This window comes from Cedecea davisae DSM 4568 (assembly GCF_000412335.2).
In the GTDB taxonomy this organism is placed as follows: domain Bacteria; phylum Pseudomonadota; class Gammaproteobacteria; order Enterobacterales; family Enterobacteriaceae; genus Cedecea; species Cedecea davisae.
The window spans coordinates 3,794,980-3,808,385 of record NZ_KE161030.1 but is presented as its reverse complement, the minus strand read 5'-3'; the positions used below and the strand labels follow the sequence as shown (position 1 = coordinate 3,808,385).

At 54.4% G+C, this 13,406-nt stretch carries 13 protein-coding genes; 10 read left to right on the top strand and 3 right to left on the bottom strand.

The genetic code is table 11. The features are described 5' to 3' along the window. Positions 1-476 precede the first annotated feature (476 nt). Together aas and lplT are read left to right on the top strand one after the other, a co-directional pair. The gene (gene aas, locus HMPREF0201_RS17250; RefSeq protein ID WP_016538056.1) at positions 477-2,636 is read left to right on the top strand and encodes a bifunctional acyl-ACP--phospholipid O-acyltransferase/long-chain-fatty-acid--ACP ligase; all 2,160 of its coding nucleotides are present in this window, start codon (positions 477-479) and stop codon (positions 2,634-2,636) included. Then, positions 2,629-3,828 (top strand): lysophospholipid transporter LplT, encoded by a 1,200-nt coding sequence (gene lplT, locus HMPREF0201_RS17245; protein WP_016538055.1) that lies wholly within the window; start codon positions 2,629-2,631, stop codon positions 3,826-3,828. The genes aas and lplT overlap by 8 nt, the downstream gene beginning before the upstream one ends. Positions 3,829-3,868: 40 nt before the next feature. On the opposite strand, the gene HMPREF0201_RS17240 is transcribed toward lplT, so the two are convergent. From HMPREF0201_RS17240 to mutH, 3 genes are all read right to left on the bottom strand, one after another. Next, positions 3,869-4,912: an NADP(H)-dependent aldo-keto reductase gene (locus tag HMPREF0201_RS17240; RefSeq protein ID WP_039898766.1), complete on the bottom strand. Its 1,044-nt coding sequence runs from the start codon at positions 4,910-4,912 to the stop codon at positions 3,869-3,871. 143 nt (positions 4,913-5,055) lie between these two features. After that, positions 5,056-5,274 carry a YgdI/YgdR family lipoprotein gene (locus tag HMPREF0201_RS17235; RefSeq protein WP_008458470.1) on the bottom strand — a complete coding sequence of 73 codons (219 nt, stop codon included), beginning with the start codon at positions 5,272-5,274 and terminating at the stop codon, positions 5,056-5,058. A gap of 154 nt (positions 5,275-5,428) precedes the next feature. Continuing rightward, positions 5,429-6,115, bottom strand: coding sequence for a DNA mismatch repair endonuclease MutH (gene mutH, locus HMPREF0201_RS17230; protein ID WP_016538052.1), 687 nt, complete (start codon positions 6,113-6,115; stop codon positions 5,429-5,431). A gap of 686 nt (positions 6,116-6,801) precedes the next feature. On the opposite strand from mutH, the gene rppH reads away from it, so the two are divergent. The 8 genes from rppH to HMPREF0201_RS17190 all read left to right on the top strand — a co-directional run bounded on the left by rppH (position 6,802) and on the right by HMPREF0201_RS17190 (position 13,402). Beyond that, positions 6,802-7,332, top strand: a complete 531-nt coding sequence (gene rppH, locus HMPREF0201_RS17225) for an RNA pyrophosphohydrolase (RefSeq protein ID WP_016538051.1) — start codon at positions 6,802-6,804, stop codon at positions 7,330-7,332. Positions 7,333-7,344: 12 nt separating this feature from the next. Next, complete coding sequence (gene ptsP, locus HMPREF0201_RS17220; protein ID WP_016538050.1) at positions 7,345-9,591, top strand: phosphoenolpyruvate--protein phosphotransferase; 2,247 nt, start codon at positions 7,345-7,347, stop codon at positions 9,589-9,591. A 173-nt stretch (positions 9,592-9,764) separates the two neighbouring features. Beyond that, the gene (gene lgt / locus HMPREF0201_RS17215; protein ID WP_016538049.1) at positions 9,765-10,637 is read left to right on the top strand and encodes a prolipoprotein diacylglyceryl transferase; all 873 of its coding nucleotides are present in this window, start codon (positions 9,765-9,767) and stop codon (positions 10,635-10,637) included. A gap of 6 nt (positions 10,638-10,643) precedes the next feature. Further along, positions 10,644-11,438 carry a thymidylate synthase gene (thyA, locus tag HMPREF0201_RS17210; protein WP_016538048.1) on the top strand — a complete coding sequence of 265 codons (795 nt, stop codon included), beginning with the start codon at positions 10,644-10,646 and terminating at the stop codon, positions 11,436-11,438. 185 nt (positions 11,439-11,623) lie between these two features. Beyond that, positions 11,624-12,094, top strand: a complete 471-nt coding sequence (locus HMPREF0201_RS17205; RefSeq protein WP_016538047.1) for a prepilin peptidase-dependent protein — start codon at positions 11,624-11,626, stop codon at positions 12,092-12,094. Beyond that, positions 12,088-12,648, top strand: a complete 561-nt coding sequence (locus tag HMPREF0201_RS17200) for a prepilin peptidase-dependent protein (RefSeq protein ID WP_016538046.1) — start codon at positions 12,088-12,090, stop codon at positions 12,646-12,648. Before HMPREF0201_RS17205 ends, HMPREF0201_RS17200 begins: the two co-directional genes overlap by 7 nt. Further along, the gene (locus HMPREF0201_RS17195) at positions 12,645-13,079 is read left to right on the top strand and encodes a DUF2509 family protein (RefSeq protein ID WP_016538045.1); all 435 of its coding nucleotides are present in this window, start codon (positions 12,645-12,647) and stop codon (positions 13,077-13,079) included. The genes HMPREF0201_RS17200 and HMPREF0201_RS17195 overlap by 4 nt, the downstream gene beginning before the upstream one ends. Beyond that, on the top strand, positions 13,061-13,402 hold the full coding sequence (locus HMPREF0201_RS17190) for a prepilin-type N-terminal cleavage/methylation domain-containing protein (RefSeq protein ID WP_016538044.1): 342 nt from the start codon (positions 13,061-13,063) through the stop codon (positions 13,400-13,402). Before HMPREF0201_RS17195 ends, HMPREF0201_RS17190 begins: the two co-directional genes overlap by 19 nt. The last annotated feature ends 4 nt before the right edge of the window (positions 13,403-13,406 follow it).

Sequence of the window (13,406 nt, the reverse complement as noted above, 5' to 3'; positions counted from 1 at the left end):
CGTTTCTGACCAAATCTTTGCTTACATTTTGCAGTCTGCTGTTGCGATTTCCACATGGCGGAAGTGAATGTGCCGCTGCTACATTTGTCATCCCAGAGGTATTGATAGGTGAAGTCAGCGACTAATGCTGATCCTATGAATTACACCAACCTGCGCGGATGCGCAGGTTTTTTTTTGCCTGAATCCCGCCGCCTGTAACAAGAACTGAGAATTTAAACACCTGGTTGCACTTGGGTTCATTCCCTTGCTTTTTGCCGCTGGTTTCCTCACCGGTGGCGCGAGACAATTCAGATCCCAGAGGTATTGATTGGTGAGAATTCCTGGTACTCTGCTGAGTACAATTCTTTTGCACCAACCTGCGCAGATGCGCAGGTTTTTTTTTGCTTTTTTTTGAGCCACTTCCCGCACTTCCCGCAACTGGTGTACTCTGCGTCTCTACACTTAACTCTTGCCGACCCACGACAAAGAGAATTGCTATGCTTTTTGCTTTTTTCCGTGCGCTATTCCGAATTCTGTTCCGTGTCACCCTGTCCGGGGATACTAAAGCCCTGGCCCTGCAACGCGTGCTTATTGTTCCGAACCATGTGTCGTTTCTCGATGGGATTCTGGTGGCACTATTCTTGCCGGTTCGACCGGTATTTGCGGTCTATTCGTCAATAAGCCAGCAATGGTATATGCGCTGGCTCAAACCGCTGATTGATTTTGTTCCGCTGGACCCGACCAAGCCGATGTCGATTAAACATCTGGTACGGCTGGTAGAGCAGGGGCGGCCGGTGGTCATCTTCCCGGAAGGGCGCATTAGCGTTACCGGCTCGCTGATGAAAATCTACGACGGGGCTGGGTTTGTGGCGGCGAAGGCCAATGCCACTATAGTGCCTCTGCGCATTGATGGCGCCGAGCTGACATTCTTCGGCCGCCTGAAAGGTCTGGTAAAACAGCGACTGTTCCCGCGTATTAGCCTGCATCTGTTACCGCCGACCTCGATTCCGATGCCGGAAGCGCCCCGCGCTCGTGACCGGCGTAAAATGGCCGGGGAAATGCTGCATCAGATTATGATGGAGGCGCGTATGGCGGTGCGCCCGCGTGAGACGTTGTTTGAGGCGCTGCTGGCGGCGAAAGATCGCTACGGTTCACGTAAAAACTGCATCGAAGATATTAATTTCAAGCCTGATACCTATCGCTCTCTGCTGACCAAAACGCTGTTTGTTGGCCGTATTCTTGATAAATACAGCGAGCAGGGTGAAACCATCGGCCTGATGCTGCCGAACGCAGCCATCAGCGCGGCGGTTATTTTTGGTGCGTCGTCCCGCGGGCGAGTCCCGGCGATGATGAACTACACGGCTGGCGTCAAAGGGCTGACCAGCGCGATTACCGCCGCTCAAATCAAAACCGTGTTTACCTCGCGCCAGTTCCTGGAGAAGGGCAAACTGCTGCATCTGCCTGAGCAGCTTACTCAGGTGCGCTGGGTCTATCTTGAGGATTTAAAATCTACGGTCACGGCCAGGGACAAACTGTGGATTTTTGCCCACTTACTTGCTCCGCAGCTCGCCCAGGTGAAACAGCAGCCGGAAGATGCCGCTATGGTGCTGTTTACCTCCGGCTCTGAAGGTAACCCGAAGGGTGTTGTTCACAGCCATAAAAGCCTGCTGGCCAACGTCGAGCAAATTCGCACTATCGCCGACTTTACCGCGGACGACCGCTTTATGTCCGCGCTGCCGCTGTTCCACTCTTTCGGCCTGACGGTTGGCCTGCTGACGCCGCTGCTGACCGGCGCGGAAGTCTTCCTCTATCCAAGCCCGCTGCACTACCGGGTCGTGCCGGAACTTATTTACGACCGCAACTGCACCGTAGTATTCGGCACTTCCACTTTCCTTGGGAATTATGGCCGCTTTGCCAATCCTTATGATTTCTTCCGCCTGCGCTACGTGGTGGCCGGGGCTGAAAAACTCCAGGAAAGCACCAGGCAGCTGTGGCAGGACAAATTCGGCCTGCGCATCCTCGAAGGTTATGGCGTGACCGAGTGCGCTCCTGTGGTTTCCATAAACGTCCCAATGGCGGCAAAACCGGGAACCGTCGGGCGGATTTTACCTGCAATGGACGCCCGTCTGCTGGCGGTGCCGGGCATTGAACAGGGCGGCAGGCTGCAACTCAAAGGCCCGAACATCATGAACGGCTACCTGCGAGTTGAAAATCCCGGCGTTCTTGAGCTACCGGAGGCAGAAAACGCCGCGGGCGAGATGGAAAAAGGCTGGTATGACACCGGCGATATAGTGACTTTTGATGAGCAGGGTTTCTGCGTGATCCAGGGGCGAGCAAAACGCTTTGCCAAGATTGCCGGAGAAATGGTGTCGCTGGAAATGGTTGAGCAGGTGGCCATCTCTATCTCCCCGGACAAGCTACATGCCACGGTAATTAAACATGATGCGGCGAAAGGCGAGGCGCTGGTCTTGTTCACCACCGACAGCGAACTGAACCGCGAAAAACTGTTACGTTATGCACGCGAGCACGGCGTGCCGGAGCTGGCTGTACCGCGCGATATTCGCTATCTCAAACAGCTGCCGGTGCTCGGCAGCGGTAAACCAGATTTTGTTACCCTCAAGGCACAAATAGACGAAGCGGAGAAAGCCCATGTCTGAACAGGCTAACGGCAGCGGTTCGCTATGGTCACGCGGCATGCTGGCGGTGACCGCGGCGCAGTTTTTATCTGCGTTTGGTGATAATGCCCTGCTGTTTGCCACCCTCGCGGTGCTCAAGCAGCAATTTTATCCCGACTGGAGCCAGCCGGTGCTGCAAATGGTCTTCGTTGGTGCCTATATTCTCTTTGCCCCGTTTGTGGGCCAGGTTGCCGACAGCTTTGCCAAAGGGCGCGTCATGATGATGGCTAACAGCCTGAAGCTGATTGGCGCGTTGGTGATTGCTTTTGGGCTTAATCCGTTTGTTGGTTATATGCTGGTGGGCGTTGGCGCCGCGGCATATTCACCGGCTAAGTACGGTATTCTTGGCGAGCTGACAACCGGTGACCGTCTGGTCAAAGCGAATGGGCTGATGGAATCATCGACTATTGCTGCCATCTTACTGGGCTCGGTTGCCGGCGGCGTGCTGGCGGACTGGAGCCTGCTTGCGGCGCTTATTGTCTGTGCTCTGGTTTACGCTGCGGCGGTTATCGCAAACCTGTTTATTCCCAAACTGGCTCCGGCACGGCCCGGACAGTCATGGCGTTTCAGGCCAATGACGCAAAGCTTCTTTGCCGCCTGCCGTGTTCTGTGGCGCAGCGGTGAAACTCGATTCTCGCTGGTTGGTACCAGCCTGTTCTGGGGGGCTGGCGTTACGCTACGCTTCCTGCTGGTGCTGTGGGTGCCCGTCGCGCTGGGGATCGCTGATAACGCCACGCCAACTTATCTTAATGCGATGGTTGCGGTTGGGATCGTTATCGGCGCAGGTGCAGCGGCTAAACTGGTTACTCTTGAAACGGTCGCCCGCTGTATGCCTGCCGGGATATTGATTGGCGTCGGAGTCGCTATTTTTGCTTTCCAGCACGCTCTGCTGCCGTCTTATGCTCTGCTTATGCTGATCGGTATTCTTGGCGGGTTCTTTGTCGTGCCTCTTAATGCGCTGCTGCAGGATCGCGGCAAGCACACCGTCGGCGCGGGAAATGCCATCGCGGTTCAGAATCTTGGAGAGAACACGGCAATGCTGCTGATGCTTGGCTTGTTCTCGCTGGCGGTGAAAACCGGGGCACCAATCGTCGGCGTAGGTATCGGCTTCGGCGTGGTGTTTGCGCTGGCGATTAGCGCCCTGTGGCTGTGGCAGATTAAGCAGAAAAGTTAAAAAAATGGCCTCCTGGGTTACCCAGGGGGCCACCATTCCTTTACGGTGCCGGGTAGGTATAAACGCGGTGCACCGCCTCAATTTCCTCAATAACCTCTTCGCTTAAGGTCAGGTTCAGGCTTTCAAGGTTGGTTTTTAGCTGGTCCATCGTCGTAGCGCCCAGCAAGGTGCTGGCAACGAACGGCTGGCGGCGGACAAAGGCCAGTGCCATTTGCGACGGGTCCAGATTATGACGTTTGGCGATTTCGACGTAGGCGGCAACGGCTTTTTGTGACTGTTCGCCGCTGTAGCGGGTAAAACGGCTGAATAAAGTATTACGCGCTCCGGCCGGTTGTGCGCCGTTAAGGTATTTGCCCGAGAGCACGCCAAACGCAAGGCAGGAGTAGGCAAGCAGCTCGACACCTTCGTGCTGGCTCACTTCAGATAAACCAACCTCGAAGCTGCGGTTCAGCAGGCTATACGGATTCTGAATGGTAACGATACGCGGCAGGTCGTGTTTTTCGGCAAGCTGCAAATAGCGCATTACCCCCCAGGCCGTTTCATTCGAGACGCCAATATAGCGAATTTTCCCGGCACGCTGGCACTCCGTCAGCGCTTCAAGGGTTTCCAGCAGCGTTACCGGCAGCGAAGTCGTGTCGCTCCAGGTGTAGCCTAGCTTGCCGAAGGTATTGGTTGGGCGCTGCGGCCAGTGTACCTGATACAAATCGAGGTAGTCGGTTTGCAGGCGCTTCAGGCTGGCATCCAGCGCTTCACGAATGTTTTTACGGTCGAGGATCTGATTTGGACGGATACCTGCATCATTATTACGCGTTGGGCCGGTTACTTTAGAGGCAATAACCAGCTTCTCACGGTTACCGCGAGCCTTCAGCCAGCTACCCACGTAGCTTTCTGTTAACCCCTGAGTTTCCGGGCGCGGCGGTACCGGATACATTTCTGCGACGTCAATCAGGTTTACGCCCTGGCTTACGGCGTAGTCGAGCTGCTGGTGGGCGTCGGCTTCGCTGTTTTGCTCACCAAAGGTCATGGTTCCCAAGCCCAGCGTGCTGATTTCAAGTGAACTGTGGGGAATACGGTGATAATGCATAGCTGGATTCCTGGTGTTCTTTTGACTACGTCAGGCTTAGCTACCCGACAAAAAGGTCTATAAACATGGCAGAGGCGGAGGGAAAGCGAAAGAGGGGAGAAAAGAAAAGTCGTCAGGCCAGCCGGCGGGCTGACCCTGATAAATTAGCGTTCGATAATTTGGGAAACGTCGTTACGGTTAATCTGCATTTCGTTGCCCTGCTGATCGCGATAGCTTACCAGCCCGGTATCTTCATCGACCTTAGGTTTGCCTTCGGTCAAAATCATTCGTCCATCTTTGGTTGCCATTACGTAGTCACTGCTGCAGCCTGAAACGGCGAAGGCAAGGCCAATGGCGGAAATTGCTACTGCCCATTTAGTCATCATTATTTTCCTCGTCAGGAAGGATCCAGTTAATAAGCTTAGTAATAACCTGATGAATGGGGGAATAAAAGAGGCAAATTCTTAATGGGGGAAAGTTAATGTAACATTCCCCTGCCTGCGCTGACAGAAACATGGATTCGTTATGCCGCTGGCATTAGAGCGAAAAGTGGCGCGCCAGAAGCGCTGCGGTGAAGTTTTTCTTTAGATAAAAACCGCGGGGTAAGGTGAGTATCGGCGAGCCGTCGGCGCCTATTGCCTCCGTCAAAGCCTTGCTGTTAGCCGCTTTAGGGCGGAGTTGAAGTACCTCTCCGTGGCGAGCGGTAATGCGCTCAACCTGCCCCAGCACTATCAAATCCATCAGCTCTTCCCAGTCAAGCTGGAGCTGCCGTTCTTCTTCCTCTGAAGGACTCCAGAGTAGCGGTGAGCCAACGTGGCGCTCGGCAAGCGGGATCTGTCTTTCGCCTTCGACCGGGATCCACAGCACACGTTTCAGCTTGTGGCGAACATGGCTGGTTTCCCACACTACACCGCTATTGCCGGTTAGCGGAGCTACGCAGACAAAGGTGGTTTCCAGCGGGCGACCTTCACTATCTACAGGAATGGTTTTTAGCTCAATACCGAGTGCTGCAAAGTCTTGTTCAGGCTTGCTTCCGGCGCTGGCACCCAGCCATTGTTCCAGCAAAATACCAATCCAGCCTTTATCGCGCTTCAGGTTTTCAGGGGCCTTCAGACCGGCCAGCGCGGCCAGTTCACCCAGAGTATAACCCGCGACCAGACTCGCCTGCCGCAGCAGGTCTGTTTCACTTTTTGGGGGCGAGGTTAAAGGTCGTATTGGTTGCATAACTCGTTGATGTTTTGTGGTTAAAAAATGAACGCTATTTACTCACAGCGAACGGTTAGTTTAACCGTCTGAGGATAAGAATAACAATCTAATGATTTATAATGGTTTTTTTTAGACTTTGGCTGCACAGTGAAGCGGGGAAAAAAGCTTTTCCAATTCTGGTCACTGACAATGAACAGGATCTTACACCATGTTATCCACAGAAAAATGGGATAACTGGGAATAAGCGTCACTACTGGTTCCATTTACAGCCTTGACGAGGCGGGAAAATACAATTTATCGGCGATTTGTGACTAACTTGTTTGCATAATCTGTGGATAAAAACGACATTGCTCGATCTTTCATCAGTCGACGATCCTTGTATGTGATGATCGTCACATTATGAAGCTTTTATGTCATTTTTTCTCTGTTATCGTTATGATATATAATGTGTTTTTAAAATTATCAGATTGCTCCTGTTTTTACTTGTCCCAAGTTGTCCCGATGTAATTCGGTAGTTCTTCACAGTTATATCCACAGAAAAAGTGAATAAAGCCGAGGGTTTTCACCGTCCCTGTTTATAACCCGGCACTCTTTTGTGAGTTATTCAAATGTTATTCCACGCAAACGCCGCCAATAGAGTGGTTTACCGCCTGACACTTGTATGAAACAATCGCTGTAATCTAAGTTTGTTTTGAGGTAGTCCGGTGATCGATGATGATGGCTACCGCCCCAACGTTGGGATCGTAATATGTAATCGGCAGGGACAGGTAATGTGGGCCCGGCGTTTCGGTCAACATTCCTGGCAATTTCCTCAGGGGGGCATCAATCCTGGCGAGTCAGCTGAACAGGCAATGTACCGGGAGCTTTTCGAAGAAGTCGGTTTACAGAGAAAAGATGTTCGCATTCTTGCCTCGACCCGAAACTGGTTGCGTTACAAATTACCTAAACGTTTGGTGCGTTGGGACACAAAGCCGGTTTGTATCGGCCAGAAACAAAAATGGTTTCTTTTGCAGTTGCTGGGCAGCGACACCGAGATCAATATGCAAACCAGCAGCACGCCGGAGTTCGACGGCTGGCGCTGGGTAAGCTACTGGTACCCGGTTCGCCAGGTTGTTTCATTTAAGCGTGATGTTTATCGCCGCGTAATGAAAGAGTTTGCCAGCGTGGTTATGCCGCTGCAGGAAGTTACGCCACCACGTAATAACTCGCCGGCCTGGCGACGTAAAAGAGGTTAAGTCACGCGAAAAATGCTCACCCGTCTGCGAGAAATAGTCGAAAAGGTTGCCAGTGCCCCGCGCCTCAATGAGGCGCTGGATATTCTGGTTACCGACATCTGCCTTGCGATGGATACCGAGGTTTGCTCGGTTTATCTCGCCGATCATGAGCGCCGCTGCTTTTATTTAATGGCAACGCGTGGGTTAAAAAAACCACGCGGCCGCACGGTTACGCTTGCCTTCGATGAAGGCATCGTCGGCCTTGTCGGGCGGCTTGCGGAACCTATTAACCTTGCCGATGCGCAAAAACACCCCAGCTTTAAATATGTTCCTGCGGTAAAAGAGGAGCGCTTCCGGGCCTTCCTTGGGGTGCCTATCATCCAGCGGCGTCAGCTGCTTGGCGTGCTGGTAGTGCAGCAGCGTGAGCACCGGCAGTATGATGAAAGCGAAGAGTCTTTCCTTGTTACGCTGGCCACGCAAATGGCCGCTATTTTATCTCAATCTCAGTTAACTGCTCTGTTCGGCCAATATCGCCAGACCCGCATTCGCGCGCTGCCTGCTTCGCCGGGCGTAGCCATTGCCGAAGGCTGGATGGATACGACGCTGCCGCTGATGGAGCAGGTCTTTGAGGCTTCAACGCTGGATACCGCGCTGGAGCGTGAGCGTCTTACCGCCGCGCTGGAAGAAGCCTCCGGTGAATTCCGGCGCTACAGCAAGCGCTTTGCCGCCGGTGCTCAGAAAGAGACGGCGGCAATCTTTGATCTCTACTCACACCTGCTGACCGATGCCCGGCTGCGTCGCGAACTGTTTGCCGAAGTTGATAAAGGCTCGGTGGCGGAATGGGCGGTTAAAACGGTTGTTGAAAAATTTGCCGAACAATTTGCCAGCCTCTCTGATAGTTATCTGAAAGAGCGGGCAGGCGACCTGAAAGCCCTCGGGCAGCGCCTGCTGTTCCACCTCGATGACACAATTCAAAGCCCGAATACCTGGCCCGAGCGCTTCGTGCTGGTTGCCGATGAGCTTTCCGCTACCACGCTTGCGGAACTGCCGCAGAACCGCCTTGCGGGCGTGGTGGTGCGTGATGGTGCGGCAAACTCCCACGCCGCTATTATGGTTCGTGCGCTCGGCATCCCAACGGTTATGGGGGCGGACATTCAGCCTTCGGTGCTGCATCGCCGCATGCTGGTGGTCGACGGTTACCGCGGCGAGCTGCTGGTTGACCCTGAGCAGGTGCTGTTGCAGGAATACCAGCGCCTGGTCAGCGAAGAAAACGAGCTTAGCCGCCTGGCGGAAGACGATGTTGACCGGCCCGCAGCGCTGAAAAGCGGAGAGCGCGTTCAGGTTATGCTTAACGCGGGCCTCAGCCCGGAGCATGAAGAGCAGCTTGGCAGCCGTGTCGACGGCATTGGCCTCTACCGCACAGAAATTCCGTTTATGCTGCAAAGCGGCTTCCCGTCTGAAGAGGAGCAGGTTGCGCAGTATCAGGGCATGCTGCAAATGTTTAACGACAAGCCCGTCACCCTGCGTACGCTGGATGTTGGTGCCGATAAGCAGCTGCCGTATATGCCGATAAGTGAAGAAAACCCCTGCCTCGGCTGGCGTGGGATCCGCATTACGCTCGATCAGCCGGAGATCTTCCTGATCCAGGTCCGTGCGATGCTGCGCGCTAACGCCGCTACCGGCAATCTCAGCATCCTGCTGCCGATGATCACCAGCATCGATGAAATAGACGATGCACGTAGATTGATCGATCGCGCCGGACGTGAAGTCGAAGAAGAGCTGGGTTACCCGCTTCCAAAACTTCGGCTTGGCGTAATGGTTGAGGTTCCTTCGATGGTGTTTATGCTGGGGCATCTGGCCGGGCGCATCGATTTTATCTCCGTTGGGACCAATGACCTTACCCAGTATCTGCTGGCGGTTGACCGAAACAATACCCGCGTGGCGAGCCTTTATGACAGCCTGCACCCGGCCATGCTGAGAACCCTGAGCCTGATTGCCAGCGAGGCGGAACGCTACAGTATCGACCTCTGTCTGTGCGGTGAAATGGCCGGAGACCCGATGTGCGTCGCGCTTCTGGTTGGCATGGGCTATCGCCACCTGTCGATGAACGGCCGCTCCGTTGCCCGCATTAAGTATCTGCTACGCCACATCCAACTGGAAGAAGCGCAGCACCTGGCACAGCGCAGCCTGGAGGCGCAAATGGCTACCGAGGTGCGCCACCAGGTGGCGGCGTTTATGGAGCGACGCGGGATGGGCGGCTTGATCCGCGGTGGCCGCTAAGTCATATCAATGTCCCGCCGCAACCGGGACATTACACATCTTTTACAACTTCCATAATCAATCAGTCCGGTCGTTTGTGCTATGATCCGCTGCTTTCGGAGCGCATCGATAGCGGTGCGTATTTGCAACCCACCTCTCTTTTTTGGTGGGGTAACAATGGCTTGTGGTGACAGATGAATAGTGGCTATCTGCATTTCCCTGAATTTGACCCGGTGCTTTTCTCCATCGGGCCGGTTTCCCTGCACTGGTACGGACTTATGTACCTGGTCGGGTTCGTGTTCGCCATGTGGCTGGCCGGGCGTCGCGCCAGCCGTCCTGGCAGCGGCTGGACTAAAAATGAAGTAGAAAACCTGCTGTATGCTGGTTTCCTCGGCGTGTTCCTTGGCGGCCGTCTTGGCTATGTATTTTTCTACAACCTACCGGTGTTCCTTGCCGATCCGCTGTATCTTTTCAAGGTCTGGGACGGAGGAATGTCCTTCCACGGCGGCCTGATCGGCGTTATCTGCGTAATGATTTGGTTTGCACGCCGCACTAAGCGCACCTTCTTCCAGGTCTCAGACTTTATTGCTCCGCTGATTCCGTTCGGACTCGGTGCCGGTCGTCTCGGTAACTTTATCAACGGCGAACTGTGGGGGCGTGTCGATCCAAACTTCCGCTTCGCAATGCTGTTCCCAGGTTCCCGCAGCGAGGATGTCGGCCTGCTGGCAACCCACCCGGAATGGCAGTCTCTGTTCAACACTTACGGCGTGCTGCCGCGCCATCCGTCACAGCTGTATGAGCTGGCGCTGGAAGGTATTGTGCTGTTCATCATTCTGAATCTCTATATTCGCAAGCCGCGCCCTATGGGGTCGGTATCGGGCCTGTTCCTGATTGGGTATGGCGCGTTTCGCATCATCGTTGAGTTCTTCCGCCAGCCGGATGCTCAGTTTACCGGTACCTGGGTGCAGTACATCAGCATGGGGCAGATCCTGTCGATTCCGATGATTGTTGCCGGTGTTATTATGATGGTTTGGGCTTACCGCCGTCCGCAGCAGCAACTTTCGTGAGGTGACATGAAACAGTATCTTGATTTGATGAAAAAAGTGCTCGAAGAGGGCACGCCAAAAGATGACCGTACCGGAACCGGCACGCTGTCGATTTTTGGGCATCAAATGCGCTTTAACCTGCAGGAAGGCTTCCCGCTGGTTACCACTAAAAAATGTCACCTGCGTTCTATCATTCATGAGCTTCTGTGGTTCCTGAACGGCGATACCAATATCGCTTATCTGAAAGAGAACAAAGTCACCATCTGGGACGAGTGGGCTGATGAAAACGGCGATCTTGGTCCGGTGTATGGCAAGCAGTGGCGTTCATGGGCCGCGCCTGATGGCCGCTATATCGATCAGCTGACTACGGTGCTGAACCAGCTGAAAAACGACCCTGATTCACGTCGTATTATTGTTTCGGCCTGGAACGTGGGCGAGCTGGATAAGATGGCTCTGGCGCCTTGCCATGCTTTCTTCCAGTTCTACGTTGCCGACGGCAAGCTCTCCTGCCAGCTTTATCAACGCTCCTGCGATATCTTCCTTGGGCTGCCGTTTAACATCGCCAGCTATGCGCTGCTGGTGCATATGATGGCCCAGCAGTGCAATCTGGAAGTGGGTGATTTTGTCTGGACCGGGGGGGACACTCACCTGTACAGCAACCACCTTGAGCAGACCCGCCTACAGCTGACGCGCGAGCCGCGCGCTCTGCCTAAGCTCATCATCAAGCGCAAACCAGAGTCTCTGTTTGACTATCGGTTTGAAGACTTCGAAATCGAAGGCTACGATCCGCATCCTGCAATTAAAGCCCCAGTGGCCATATAACAGGCTGAAAGCGTGACAGAACCGGTGCCCTTGTGCGCCGGTTTTTTTTATCCTGGTTTCTATTCTTCGAGGAGCACTCCAGCTGCTGTGAACGTTTGTGCAACCGCGCAAATATTTTCCGAGGCCTGTCGTAGCCTCGTGTTTTTCCACTGGTAGATTTATCCCCCGCCACCAAACTCACTCCCATGAACAGAACTCAAAGTGGTTTTAGCCTGGTTGAAATGATGGTGGTGATGGCAATCATTGCCGTACTGAGCGCCGGAGGCTTTCACGGCTGGCAGCAGTGGCAACAGCGCCAGCGCCTGTGGCAAACCGCGCAGCAGCTGCGGCATTTTCTTGCCCACTTACGTAATGACGCAAATTGGCATAACCGAACTCATCTTTTAAAGCTGGAGCAGAATGGCGAAAACTGGATCCTGACGAGCAGTCAGCATTTGGCGGGCCGGGCTGAGGGGGACGCACGGCTGCAATTTTCGCCTGAATTTAAAGGTATCTCTGTTGAAGATATCAGCGGTGGCCTGGGCTTTTATGGGGTGCGTAATACCGCATGGCCGGGCCATATTGTGCTGAAGAGCCCGGCGGGAAAATGGAAAGTGACCTTATCGGTTTGGGGGCGAACCCGCCTGTGTGAGGTTGCAGAGGGCAAGCTATGTTAAGCGCTCAGCGGGGTTTTACGTTGCTGGAAACGCTGATTGCTATGGCACTGAGTAGCGTGGTGTTACTTGGTGCATCCCGATTGTTTCCCGTTTTACAGATGGAAATCATGCGTGAGTATCAATATGTCGCGAAGCAGGAGGCAATGTGGCAACTGGCATTTAGCGTTGGCAAAAACCTGCGGCGTGCGGGCTATTGCCGGGGCGTTTGCCAGGGGGAAGGTTTGAGAATACTCAACGGCGGGAGCTGTGTGCTGGTGCAATGGGACGCCAACGGTAATGGGAAATGGGATGTTTCCCCGGAAGGCCAGAGCGAACTAACCGGGTACCGGCTGCGTAACGAGAGCCTGGAAACCCAGAAGGGGGCGAAGAGCTGCGAGGGAAATGGGTGGGAGAAAATGTCTGACCCGGAACTGATGAGTTTGCAGCATTTTTCCGTAACCCGGCAGAACCGTAAAGAGGCGAAGCCTTTGCTAAGCCTCAGGCTGGCCGCCAGCCTGGGTAACCGTAGCCGAATCAGTGAAATAAACTATATCGTTAGCGGAGAGAATTTATGAATTATCGGCAAGAGCAGGGGAGCAGCTCTCTGTTAATGGTACTGATGCTGTTTGCTTTGGGAGCCCTGATGCTTGATGGCTTATCGCGCCAGCTCAGGGCGCAGCGTTTTGAGATTGCCGGTGAGGTTCAGTTTATTAAAAATGATACTGCCGCAAGGTCAGCGCTGGCATGGGGAGAAAGGCAAAACTGGCCGCAGCAGAGCACCTGGCAGTGCCTGAGCGAGCAAAGTCATGCCTGGCGTGCGTGCCTCTATCAAACGGAAAAGGGTGAGGCCCTGCTTGCAGCGGCAGGTGCCGGAAACAGCCAGGCTTTACCCCTCACGCTATGGCGGTGGGGCATGTTGCAGGAAGGTAAGCTGGTGGCTTCGGCACACGGCTGGCTGGATTTTTGCCCGCTGATGGATAAAGACTTATGCGACCTGCCGCGCTAGCGCATCGTGAAAGGGGGTTCAGCCTGCCGGAAGTTTTGTGCGCGCTGGCGCTTTTTGCCATTGTAGTGACGGCGCTGCTGGGCTATCACCGGGTATTGCAGCAGGGGTTTATCAGCCAGTGGCAGGTCAGGCAGATGTGGAGGCTGGCCCGCGAGCAAACCGAGCCGGAGGCACCACCGCTGCAGATGCCCTGGAAAGTGAGGCAGCAGCAGACATCTTCGTTGGGATGTGTCAGCATCGGCGTTACAGTAACAGGCCCACAGGGCAGAACCGCAGAGCTTTCCAGACTGGATTGCCCGCGGCCAGAACAACGTCAGGAGTAGCGAT

Coding starts and splice junctions, on each gene's coding strand:
- aas (WP_016538056.1), top strand. CDS start 477: ATGCTTTTTGCTTTTTTCCGTGCGCTATTCCGAATTCTGTTCCGTGTC.
- lplT (WP_016538055.1), top strand. CDS start 2,629: ATGTCTGAACAGGCTAACGGCAGCGGTTCGCTATGGTCACGCGGCATG.
- HMPREF0201_RS17240 (WP_039898766.1), bottom strand. CDS start 4,912: ATGCATTATCACCGTATTCCCCACAGTTCACTTGAAATCAGCACGCTG.
- HMPREF0201_RS17235 (WP_008458470.1), bottom strand. CDS start 5,274: ATGACTAAATGGGCAGTAGCAATTTCCGCCATTGGCCTTGCCTTCGCC.
- mutH (WP_016538052.1), bottom strand. CDS start 6,115: ATGCAACCAATACGACCTTTAACCTCGCCCCCAAAAAGTGAAACAGAC.
- ptsP (WP_016538050.1), top strand. CDS start 7,345: ATGCTCACCCGTCTGCGAGAAATAGTCGAAAAGGTTGCCAGTGCCCCG.
- lgt (WP_016538049.1), top strand. CDS start 9,765: ATGAATAGTGGCTATCTGCATTTCCCTGAATTTGACCCGGTGCTTTTC.
- thyA (WP_016538048.1), top strand. CDS start 10,644: ATGAAACAGTATCTTGATTTGATGAAAAAAGTGCTCGAAGAGGGCACG.
- HMPREF0201_RS17205 (WP_016538047.1), top strand. CDS start 11,624: ATGAACAGAACTCAAAGTGGTTTTAGCCTGGTTGAAATGATGGTGGTG.
- HMPREF0201_RS17200 (WP_016538046.1), top strand. CDS start 12,088: ATGTTAAGCGCTCAGCGGGGTTTTACGTTGCTGGAAACGCTGATTGCT.
- HMPREF0201_RS17195 (WP_016538045.1), top strand. CDS start 12,645: ATGAATTATCGGCAAGAGCAGGGGAGCAGCTCTCTGTTAATGGTACTG.
- HMPREF0201_RS17190 (WP_016538044.1), top strand. CDS start 13,061: ATGCGACCTGCCGCGCTAGCGCATCGTGAAAGGGGGTTCAGCCTGCCG.